The sequence below is a fragment of the Arthrobacter mobilis genome, assembly GCF_012395835.1.
Lineage (GTDB): Bacteria > Actinomycetota > Actinomycetes > Actinomycetales > Micrococcaceae > Crystallibacter > Crystallibacter mobilis.
In genome coordinates this window covers 144296-153961 of the sequence record NZ_JAAZSQ010000003.1, presented here as the reverse complement: position 1 = coordinate 153961, position 9666 = coordinate 144296, and the positions used below count along the sequence as shown (strand labels likewise).

Sequence of the window (9666 nt, the reverse complement as noted above, 5' to 3'; positions counted from 1 at the left end):
CAAGATGCTCAACGAGCGCCTGGGCAAGATCCACTTCTGGATGCTCTTCCTGGGCTTCCACGGCACCTTCCTGATCCAGCACTGGCTCGGCGTCATCGGCATGCCCCGCCGGTACGCGGACTACCTGCCCGAGGACAACTTCACCGCGATGAACCAGTTCTCCACGGTGTCCTCCTTCGTGCTCGGCGCCTCGCTGATCCCGTTCTTCTGGAACGTGTACGTCACCTGGCGCAGCGGCAAAAAGGTCGAGGTGGACGATCCCTGGGGCTTCGGCGGCTCGCTCGAGTGGGCCACCTCCTGCCCGCCGCCGCGGCACAACTTCACCTCGCTGCCGCGCATCCGCTCCGAGCGCCCCGCCCTGGACCTGCACCACCCGGAGCTGGCCCCGCGGCACACACCGACCACTCCCGTGCCGGCAGCGCAGCTGTACGGTTCCGCTGACCAGAAGGACGCCTGACCGTGAAGATTGAATCCTGGCTTTTCATCGGCTTGGTGCCGTTCTTCGCCCTGACCGCGACCGTGTACGGTTTCATGACCGGCTGGGGTGAGCATGTCGGCTACCTGGGCATGTACCTGGTTGCCGGGCTCTCGGGCATGATCGGCTTCTACCTGCTGTTCACGGCCCGCCGCGTCGGCCTCCGTCCGGAGGACCGCCTGGACGCCGAGATCCACGAAGGCTCCGGAGAGCAGGGCCACTTCAGCCCGTGGAGCTGGTGGCCGATCGTCCTCTCGGCTGCGGCCGCCACCGGCTTCCTGGGCCTGGCCGTCGGCTGGTGGATCGTCTACATCAGTGTCGGCTTCTCGGCGGTCGCGATCGTCGGCTGGGTGTACGAGTACAGCCGCGGGCTGCACGCACACTAGGACCATCCGTCCGGCAGCTGCCGGCGGTGCGGGCCCGGAACATGTGTTCCGGGCCCGCACTGCTTTAAGCGGTCACTTCACCGGAGACCGATCCACGGCAGGGCGGGAACACCGCCGGGCCTCTGCTCCTGCCGGCACTCCGGTCTAGACCACTGGCGTAGAATGGTGGCGACCCTGCGGCGACAATCAGGAGTGGACAACCATGGTCTCGAAGGCGGCACAGGCCATTGCCGGCGATATCGACCCTGCCTCCGATGTCTCCAAACACGTGCAGCTGCGCACCATCCTGCGCCGGCACGCCCAGCAGGCCTGCGAACCGGGGGCGGCATTCCCCTCCGAACGTGAACTCACCGAACGTTTCGGCGTCGCCCGCATGACGGTGCGGCAGGCCATCGATTCGCTCGTGGCCGAGCAGGTGCTTGAGCGGGTTGTGGGGCTGGGTACCTTCGTCGCCCAGCCGAAACTCGACCTGCAGGTGAAACTGACCTCCTACAGCGAGGAAATGCAGCGGCGGGGGATGGTGCCCGATGCCAAGGTGCTCAGCTTCGAGCAGATCGGGGCGACATCGCTGGTGGCGCGGGAACTGCAGATCGAGGAAGGGCAGCCGGTGGTCCGGTTCCGGCGGCTGCTGCTGGCCGACGGCGACCCGATGAGCGTGGACGAGAACTTCATTCCGGCCAGCCGGGTTCCGGGCATCCTGGACGATCCGCCGCCGTCGTCGCTGTACCAGGTGCTGAGCGAACGGTACGGGCTGGTGATGGAGTGGGGGGAGGACACCATCGAGGCCACGGCGGCCCAGCCGTCCATTGCCCGGCTGCTGAACGTCGAGATCGGTGCGCCGCTGCTGAAGATCCAGCGGCACGCCTACGTGTCGCGCGCGATGGTGGACTTTTCGATTTCCTACTACCGGGCCGACCGGTACAAGCTGTGGGTGCCCCTGCAGCGCCCTGGCGGGCGCTCTCCGCGCTCCTACAACGTCAAACGCTACTGAGGAACCTGGCTGCCTTTCCGGCCCGTCTGCGGGCCGCAGGGGCTGGCTCCAGGTACGGCGAAGGCCCCGGACATGATGTCCGGGGCCTTCGCTTCAGTAAGCAGCCGGGCGCTGGCCCGTGCTAGTGGCGGGAGACTTCGCTGGTGCGGGACTCCGCGGCTTCCTCGACGGCCGGATGTCCGTGGGCATGTGCGGCCTCGAGCTCGGCCGGGGTGACCGGGGCAACGCGGTCCTCGAAGAAGAGCCGGGACAGGCGTCCGCGCAGCTTCTCCGTGCGGCCGATGCGGCCGTTGGCGTCCGGCTGGGCCGGCAGGACCTCGGGGGACTCGAAGTTGACCAGCCGGTACTGGTGGTAGTCGTCCAGCGGTTCGTGCACCTCGATGAACTCACCGTGCGGCAGGCGCACAATGCGTCCGGTCTCGCGGCCGTGCAGGGCGATCTCGCGGTCCTTGCGCTGCAGCGACAGGCAGATCCGCTTGGTCACGATGTAGGCAACGATCGGCCCGAGGAAGAACAGCGCGCGCAGCCAGTAGGTCACGTCGTTCAGCGAGACCAGGAAGTGGGTGGCGATCAGGTCGGAACCGGCAGCTGCCCACATCACGGCGTACCACACGAAGCCGGCGACGCCGATGGCGGTGCGGGTCGGGGCGTTGCGCGGGCGGTCCAGCAGGTGGTGCTCGCGGTCGTCACGGGTGACCCAGCGTTCGATCCACGGCCAGGCGAACAGCAGCGTGAACAGGATGCCGGCCGGGCCGAGCGCCGGAAGCAGCACGTTCAGCGTCAGTGTGCGCCCGAAGATCACGTACTCGAACGGGAACTCGCCGATCACGCCGGGCATCAGGCGCAGCGCGCCGTCCACGAACCCGATGTACCAGTCAGGCTGGGTACCGGCCGAGACGGGGGAGGGGTCGTACGGGCCGTAGTTCCAGATCGGGTTGATGGTGAACAGCCCGGCAATGACCGCAATGACACCGAACACGATGAAGAAGAAGCCGCCGGCCTTGGCCGCGTAGACCGGGCCGACCGGGTAGCCGACCACGTTGGTCTCGGTCCGCCCCGGGCCGGGGTACTGGGTGTGCTTGTGGACCACCAGCATGAACATGTGCAGGGCGATCATCAGGAGGATGATGGCCGGAACCAGCAGGATGTGCAGCACGTACAGCCGGCCGATGATCGCGGTACCCGGGAACTCGCCGCCGAAGAGGAAGAACGAGATGTAGGTGCCCACCAGCGGGATGGACTTGATCACGCCGTCGATGATGCGCAGGCCGTTGCCGGAGAGCAGGTCGTCCGGCAGCGAGTAGCCGGTGAAGCCGGCTGCCATGCCCAGGATGAGCAGCACGCCGCCGACAACCCAGTTCAGTTCGCGGGGCCGGCGGAACGCGCCGGTGAAGAAGACGCGCAGCATGTGCACGGACATGGCCGCAACGAACAGCAGGGCCGCCCAGTGGTGGACCTGGCGCATGAACAGGCCGCCGCGGATATCGAAGGAGATGTCCAGGGACGAGGCGTAGGCCACCGACATTTCCACGCCCTTGAGCGGGACGTAGGAGCCGTCGTAGTGCGTTTCCGCCATCGAGGGATCGAAGAAGAAGGTCAGGAAGGTGCCCGAGAGCAGCAGGATGACGAAGGAGTACAGCGCCACCTCGCCGAACATGAAGGACCAGTGGTCGGGAAAGATCTTCCGGCCGAATTCCTTGACCATCGCCGAGCCGCCGGTGCGGCTGTCAACGAAGTTGGCGATCCGCCCCACGCGCGTCTTCGGCGTATAGGTGTCAGGTGCAGAAGTCGAGCTCATTGCTAGCCACGCTCCCAGAAGCTCGGGCCGACAGGTGATTGGAAGTCGCTCCGCGCCACGAGGTAGCCTTCGCTGTCAACCGTGATCGGCAGCTGCGGCAGCGGGTGGGCGGCCGGACCGAAGATGACCTTGCACTCCTGCGTCAGGTCGAACGTGGACTGGTGGCAGGGGCAGAGCAGGTGGTGGGTCTGCTGCTCGTAGAGTGCCACCGGGCAGCCGACGTGCGTGCAGATCTTGGAGTAGGCAACGATGCCGTTGTAGTTCCAGTCCTCGCGGCCGGGGGAAACCTGCAGGTCCTCCGGGTTCAGGCGCATGAGCAGGACAACTGCCTTGGCCTTCTCGTTGAGCTTGCCCTCATGCAGGTCGTTCAGGCCCTCGGGGATGACGTGGAACGCGGAACCGATGGTGACGTCCGCAGCCCGGATCGGCGTGCCCTCGGGGTCGCGCGCCAGGCGCACGCCCTCGTCCCACATCGTGTGGCGCAGCACGTCCGGGTTGATGTTCTTCGACAGGTCGCGGAAGATGCCGATGGCCGGCAGGATGGCCAGCACTCCGGCGCCGAGAAGGGTGTTGCGGATCAGCGGACGGCGCTTGATCCCGGACTCGTCCAGGATCTGGCCGATCATCTTTTCGGCAACCTGGCGGTCTTCCTCCGGGCGGACCTCGTGGCGCTCCTCGGCAACCTCATGGTCCGGCATCAGGGTCTTCGCCCAGTGGACGATGCCCACGCCGATGCCGAGCATGGCGAACGCCGTACCCAGGCCCAGCAGCATGTTCTGCAGGCGCAGCGTGGAAATCGCGGTGGATTCATCCAAACGGATGGCAAAGTACCCGACGAAGAAAAGCAGGGTGCCGATGATGGAGACTGCGAAGAGAATCGCAACCTGCCGCTCGGCACGCTTTTCGGCCCGGGGATCCTTGTCGGCAAGGCGCGGGCGGTGCGGAGGAAGTCCAGGATCCTGAAACTTCTCCACTTGGCCCTGGCCAGCCGTAGCAACGGTGCCCGAGGTATTCGGGTCGCCGTGACTATGGTCGCCCATGATCCCTCTCATCCTTCTCTGTATGTGACTCTAAAAGTGCGTATGTGCTGTTTCGTTGATGTCCCGGCGGCCCAGTCCGGGCCGCCGGGAGGAAGGCTTCAGGATGACCGCTGGGTCAGCCAGATGGTGAAGCCGATGATGATGCCCAGGCCGGCCGTCCAGATGAACAGGCCTTCGGCAACCGGACCCAGGGAGCCGAGTTCGGCACCGCCGGGGGAGCCTTCCGTCTCGATGGACTTCAGGAAGGCGATGATGTCCCGCTTGCCTTCCGGGGTGACGTTGGCGTCGTTGAAGACAGGCATGTTCTGCGGGCCTGTGACCATGGCCTCGTAGATATGCTTCTCGCTCACGCCGTCCAGACCCGGAGCGAACTTGCCGCGGGTCAGCGCACCGCCGGCGGCAGCGGCGTTGTGGCACATGGCGCAGTTGACGCGGAACAGTTCCCCGCCCTTGGCCGGGTCGCCCTGGCTGGCGTCCAGCACTTCCTCGCTGGGCACGGCCGGGCCGGCGCCGAGGGATGCCACGTAGGCGGAGAGCTGGCGCGTCTGCTCATCGTTGAACTGCACGGGCTTGACCTGGGCCTGCGGGCCGTTCATCTGCATGGGCATGCGGCCGGTGCCGACCTGGAAGTCGACGGCGGCAGCACCGACACCGACCAGCGAAGGACCTGCCTGGTTCCCGTGGGCGCCTTCCGGTGCACCGACAGCGCCGATTCCGTGGCACGTCGCGCAGTTTGCCACGAAGAGCTTTTCGCCCTCTTCAACATCCTGCGCGCTGTACGTTGTGGTCTGCGCCTTGGCCTCGTTGACGGTGCCCGCCACTGCGTAGAGGCCGCCGGTAACCAGCAGTCCCAAGAGCAGCAGGGCAATGGCCGCCAGCGGGTGTCGTCGCCTTTGGGAAAGTGCCTTCACTGTGGTGGTTCCTTACTCTGTGGTGCGTGTGCGTCTAATGCAGCTTCCTGAAATTCTTCCGCTTGTAGAAGAAGAGTCAAATCGGCTTACTTCAGGAAGTAGATGATGATGAAGAGCGCGATCCAGACGACGTCCACAAAGTGCCAGTAGTAGGACGTCACGATCGCCGACGTCGCCTCAAAGTGCCCGAACTTCTTGGCGATGTAGGCCCGGCCGATGATCAGCAGGAAGGCGATCAGGCCGCCGGTCACGTGCAGGCCGTGGAAGCCGGTGGTGATGTAGAAGGCGGAACCGTAGGCGTGGGATGAGAGCGACACGCCCACTTCCACGAGGTGGGTGTATTCGTAGGCCTGGACCGCGACGAAGATGGCACCGAGCAGGAAGGTCAGCAGGAACCACTCGACCATGCCCCAGCGTCCGAGGTTGAACACCCCTCCGGTGCGGTGCGGCTGCAGCCGCTCGGCGGCGAACACACCGAACTGGCAGGTAAAGGAGCTCGACACGAGGATGATCGTGTTGATCAGGGCAAACGGAACGTCCAGCTTGGCCGATTCCGTGGCCCAGAGCTCGCCCGAGGTGGCCCGGAGGGTGAAGTACATGGCGAAAAGGCCGGCGAAGAACATCAGCTCGCTCGAGAGCCACACGACGGTTCCGACGGAAACCAGATTCGGGCGGTTCAGCGTGGGATGCGCCGGGGTACTGGGAGCATGGGTTGCAGTTGTCACAAGGACATTATGTCTATAAATCAGGCGCGTTCACCAACGCAAGGGAACGCCCGGCGAGCCGCAGAGGTTCCCGAGCCCCGGGAATCCGCGCCAGTTCGGGGGATTAATAATCACGCGCTTTCTACAATTCGTAGATAACCTAGGACGGTGACCACGGAATCTGACTATCGAAACACTCCCACCTGGCCCGTCCTGATCTCCGCATTGATCGCCGGCAAGGACCTCAGCGCCGGCCAGACCCGCTGGGCCATGAACACGATCATGGCCGGCGAAGCCACCGATGTGCAGATTGCCGGCTTCCTCGTTGCGCTGCGGTCGAAGGGCGAGACCGTGGAGGAGCTGACCGGGCTGGTCGAGGCCATGGTGGCCCACGCCCGCCCCATCGAGATTCCGGGCGAGAAGCTGGACATCGTCGGCACCGGCGGGGACCGCCAGAACACGGTGAACATTTCATCGATGGCCGCCCTCGTGTGCGCCGGCGCCGGTGCGCGCATTGTCAAGCATGGCAACCGCGCAGCCTCGTCCTCTTCCGGGTCCGCCGATGTGATCGAGGCCCTCGGGGTCCGGCTGGACCTGCCGGTGGAGCGGGTGGCCAGCACCGCCATGGAAGCGGGCATCACCTTCTGCTTCGCCCAGGTGTTCCATCCCTCGTTCCGCTTCACCGCGGTGCCTCGGCGCGAGTTGGGCATTCCCACGGTGTTCAACTTCATGGGACCGCTGACGAATCCGGCCCATCCTACGGCCGCGGCCATCGGTGTTGCGGATGCCCGGATGGCTCCGCTGGTGGCCGGTGTGCTGGCCGCCCGCGGCCTGCGTGCCCTGGTCTTCCGGGGTGGGGACGGGCTGGACGAGCTGACGACCACCGGCCCGTCGACCATTTGGGAGGTCCGCGACGGCAAGGTGTCCGAGTCCGAATTCGATCCGCTGGGCCTGGGCATTCCGCGGGCGACGCTGGAGGACCTGCGCGGCGGCGATGCCCAGGCCAATGCCCAGGTGGTGCGCCAGGTGCTGGCCGGGGAGAAGGGACCGGTGCGTGACGCCGTCGTCCTCAACGCCGCCGCCGCATTGGTTGCCCTGGAGCCGGCAGCGGACGGCCCGCTCGAAGAACGGCTGGCCGCCGGGCTGCGGCGGGCCACCGAGGCCGTCGATACCGGAGCCGCGGCCGCCGCACTGGACCGCTGGGTGGCCGCCACGCGGTAATCCACCGGAGCACGCCAACAAGCCGTGCCCGCAAAAGCAGGCGGCGGGCCGGAGGATCACCTCCGGCCCGCCGCGGCAGGCTCCGGCGCCTGGGTCAGTGTTCGAAACCCAGGGAGAAGGCAGCATCCAGGTCATGCCGCGAATAGGCCCGGAAGGCCATATGGGTGATGGTGTGCTCCACCCCGTGGACCTTGGACAGCTTGTCAGCGATGACCTCCGCCAGGTCCTCGTGCTGGGCGACCCGGGCGACGGCGATCAGGTCCCATTCGCCCGTCACTGAATACACCTCGGCGATGCCCTGCAGTTCGGAAATTTCCTCGGCACATTCGGGAATCCGCGAGGCATCGGTCTTGATCAGGACGAACGCTGTTACCACTGTGGCTGCCTTTCACTGCACCTTGACTGGATTACTACGAGGTTATGGCACCGCCCGGACATTGCGCAGTTTCGTGACGAGCGCGGCGGCCAGCCGCCAGCCCACGAGGAGCACCCCCAGGGTCACCAGCGTGACGATCTGGAAGGCAGGGGCCAGCCCGCCGCCGAAAGCCCCCCGCAGCAGCAGGCCGGCAACCACGGCGCCAAGCCAGATGGCGACGCCGGTGGGCCAGACTGCCATGGGCCGGCGCCAGGCGCGGGCCACCAGCCAGCCAAGGCCCGCGCCGGCCAGGAACGGCGCCGCGGTGAGCAGGACGCCTGCCGGGTCGAGGCCGTGCTCGTGGGTCTCGCGGCCCAGGGCGGCAAACAGGACGACGGCGGCCAGGTCGCCGGCCAACGCGGGAAATGCAGGTCTTTTCACCTTCCCAGCCTAGCCGCCGAGGGCCCCGCCCCGAGCGGAGCGAGGGGCGGGAGGCGGCTGGGCGCTAGCCGCCGAGGGCCCCGCCCTGAGCGGAGCGAGCGTACTGGCGCTGCCTGGCGGCGTGGCGGCTTGCATCGGGCAGTACATGACCATAGTTTTGTACTCCTGATTACAAAGCGGAGGTTTTGTGGTGTTCGTGCTGACCGTGGACCAGCGCAAGTCGCGCACCGCTGCGGACCTCGTGGAAGCGGCCATGACAGCGTTGAACCGGGACCCGGGCCGGCCGCTGCGGCTCGCCTTCGACAGGACCGCCGGCGATGAAATGCAGGCGGCCACGGAGAGCGCGGCCACCGCGGTGGGCATTGGCCTTGAACTGGCAGCGAGCGGCCACTGGAGCGTCGGCATCGGCGTCGGAGGGGTTCGGGAGCCGCTGCCGTCCAACACGCGGGCAGCGGCCGGCGAAGCGTTCGAACGGGCCCGGGCAGCGGTGACCGCGGCGAAGACCGCCCCGGGCAACATTGCCGTTTCCGGCGCGAGTCCCCTGGCCGGCCAGGCCGAGGCCGTGCTGCAGCTGGTCGCAGCGGTGACGCGCAAACGCAGCAAACTGTCGGCGGAAGCCGGTTTACTGATCAGTGAGGGGCTGACCCAGCAGGAGGCCGCCAGCCGCCTGGGCATCAGCCAGCAGGCGGTTTCAAGCCGCCTCCACAGCGGGCTGTGGCATGAATGCCGGCGGGCAGCCGAGGTAGGCGTGGTACTTCTGGAAGGAGCCGATGCGTGAGCCTGGCCGGCATCATCCTGCTCTGCGTGGCCGCCGCCGTGGCCGCGCCAATGTACTTCAACCGGTTCCAAGGGAAAGATAACCGCTACCTCTACGCTGCTAGCGCTGTCTCGCTCGTCCTGCTGGGGGTCGCAGGGCTGACCTCGAGCCTGGGCGAAGGTGGCCTCGGTGCCGGGGTGTATGCCTTTGCAGTGGCAGCGGCAGCCCTCGGAGGGGGACCGCCGACGGTGACCATCCTGCGGCTGTCGTTCAATGCCTCCCACCCGGAAAACTCCATCGATCCCGAGGATGCGCCGGTGCTGCGCGGCGGCGCCTGGATCGGCGTCCTGGAGCGCACCGCCATTGCGGCAACCCTGCTGGCGGGCTGGCCCGAAGGCCTTGCGGTCGTGCTGGCGGTCAAGGGCCTGGGCAGGTACAACGAGCTGGGCCAGGCCGGTGCGGCCGAGCGTTTCATCCTCGGCACCTTCGCCAGCGTGCTCTGGGCCGCCGCGGCTACCGGCATCGCCGTGCTGGTCCGGTAGCGCCCGCTGCCTGGCCGGCATTGTCCCCGCCACCTGGCTGTGGCA

The 9666-nt window shown here is 66.9% G+C and carries 12 protein-coding genes; 6 read left to right on the top strand and 6 right to left on the bottom strand.

What is annotated here, in order from left to right; all coding sequences use genetic code 11:
* From HGG74_RS21390 to HGG74_RS05510, 3 genes are all read left to right on the top strand, one after another.
* On the top strand, positions 1 to 457 hold a 457-nt coding region (locus HGG74_RS21390), incomplete at its 5' end, for a cbb3-type cytochrome c oxidase subunit I (protein WP_246262664.1).
* Positions 458 to 459: 2 nt separating this feature from the next.
* Positions 460 to 861: a cytochrome c oxidase subunit 4 gene (locus tag HGG74_RS05515; protein WP_168485343.1), complete on the top strand. Its 402-nt coding sequence runs from the start codon at positions 460 to 462 to the stop codon at positions 859 to 861.
* A gap of 202 nt (positions 862 to 1063) precedes the next feature.
* Positions 1064 to 1852: a GntR family transcriptional regulator gene (locus HGG74_RS05510; protein ID WP_168485342.1), complete on the top strand. Its 789-nt coding sequence runs from the start codon at positions 1064 to 1066 to the stop codon at positions 1850 to 1852.
* Positions 1853 to 1973: 121 nt separating this feature from the next.
* Here the strand turns inward: HGG74_RS05510 and qcrB are convergent, their stop codons facing one another.
* The 4 genes from qcrB to ctaE all read right to left on the bottom strand — a co-directional run bounded on the left by qcrB (position 1974) and on the right by ctaE (position 6326).
* The gene (qcrB, locus tag HGG74_RS05505) at positions 1974 to 3650 is read right to left on the bottom strand and encodes a cytochrome bc1 complex cytochrome b subunit (protein WP_168485341.1); all 1677 of its coding nucleotides are present in this window, start codon (positions 3648 to 3650) and stop codon (positions 1974 to 1976) included.
* 2 nt (positions 3651 to 3652) lie between these two features.
* The gene (gene qcrA / locus HGG74_RS05500; RefSeq protein ID WP_168485340.1) at positions 3653 to 4690 is read right to left on the bottom strand and encodes a cytochrome bc1 complex Rieske iron-sulfur subunit; all 1038 of its coding nucleotides are present in this window, start codon (positions 4688 to 4690) and stop codon (positions 3653 to 3655) included.
* A gap of 98 nt (positions 4691 to 4788) precedes the next feature.
* Positions 4789 to 5601, bottom strand: a complete 813-nt coding sequence (gene qcrC / locus HGG74_RS05495) for a cytochrome bc1 complex diheme cytochrome c subunit (protein WP_168485339.1) — start codon at positions 5599 to 5601, stop codon at positions 4789 to 4791.
* Positions 5602 to 5687: 86 nt separating this feature from the next.
* Complete coding sequence (gene ctaE, locus HGG74_RS05490) at positions 5688 to 6326, bottom strand: aa3-type cytochrome oxidase subunit III (protein ID WP_168485338.1); 639 nt, start codon at positions 6324 to 6326, stop codon at positions 5688 to 5690.
* Positions 6327 to 6473: 147 nt separating this feature from the next.
* Here ctaE and trpD point away from each other — a divergent pair, with 147 nt between their 5' ends.
* Entirely contained in the window at positions 6474 to 7526 is a 1053-nt protein-coding gene (gene trpD / locus HGG74_RS05485; protein ID WP_168485337.1) for an anthranilate phosphoribosyltransferase, read from the top strand.
* A 94-nt stretch (positions 7527 to 7620) separates the two neighbouring features.
* On the opposite strand, the gene HGG74_RS05480 is transcribed toward trpD, so the two are convergent.
* Together HGG74_RS05480 and HGG74_RS05475 are read right to left on the bottom strand one after the other, a co-directional pair.
* On the bottom strand, positions 7621 to 7902 hold the full coding sequence (locus tag HGG74_RS05480) for an Lrp/AsnC family transcriptional regulator (RefSeq protein ID WP_168485336.1): 282 nt from the start codon (positions 7900 to 7902) through the stop codon (positions 7621 to 7623).
* A gap of 42 nt (positions 7903 to 7944) precedes the next feature.
* Entirely contained in the window at positions 7945 to 8322 is a 378-nt protein-coding gene (locus tag HGG74_RS05475; protein WP_168485335.1) for a DUF3054 domain-containing protein, read from the bottom strand.
* Positions 8323 to 8509: 187 nt separating this feature from the next.
* Between HGG74_RS05475 and HGG74_RS05470 the strand changes: the two genes are divergently transcribed.
* Both HGG74_RS05470 and HGG74_RS05465 read left to right on the top strand, forming a co-directional pair.
* The gene (locus HGG74_RS05470) at positions 8510 to 9100 is read left to right on the top strand and encodes a sigma factor-like helix-turn-helix DNA-binding protein (protein ID WP_205761412.1); all 591 of its coding nucleotides are present in this window, start codon (positions 8510 to 8512) and stop codon (positions 9098 to 9100) included.
* Positions 9097 to 9621 carry a hypothetical protein gene (locus HGG74_RS05465; protein WP_168485334.1) on the top strand — a complete coding sequence of 175 codons (525 nt, stop codon included), beginning with the start codon at positions 9097 to 9099 and terminating at the stop codon, positions 9619 to 9621. The genes HGG74_RS05470 and HGG74_RS05465 overlap by 4 nt, the downstream gene beginning before the upstream one ends.
* Positions 9622 to 9666 lie beyond the last annotated feature (45 nt).

Bases quoted from the DNA above. Each gene is read 5' to 3' on its own strand.
- HGG74_RS05510 (WP_168485342.1), top strand. From the start codon at position 1,064: ATGGTCTCGAAGGCGGCACAGGCCATTGCCGGCGATATCGACCCTGCC.
- qcrB (WP_168485341.1), bottom strand. From the start codon at position 3,650: ATGAGCTCGACTTCTGCACCTGACACCTATACGCCGAAGACGCGCGTG.
- qcrA (WP_168485340.1), bottom strand. From the start codon at position 4,690: ATGGGCGACCATAGTCACGGCGACCCGAATACCTCGGGCACCGTTGCT.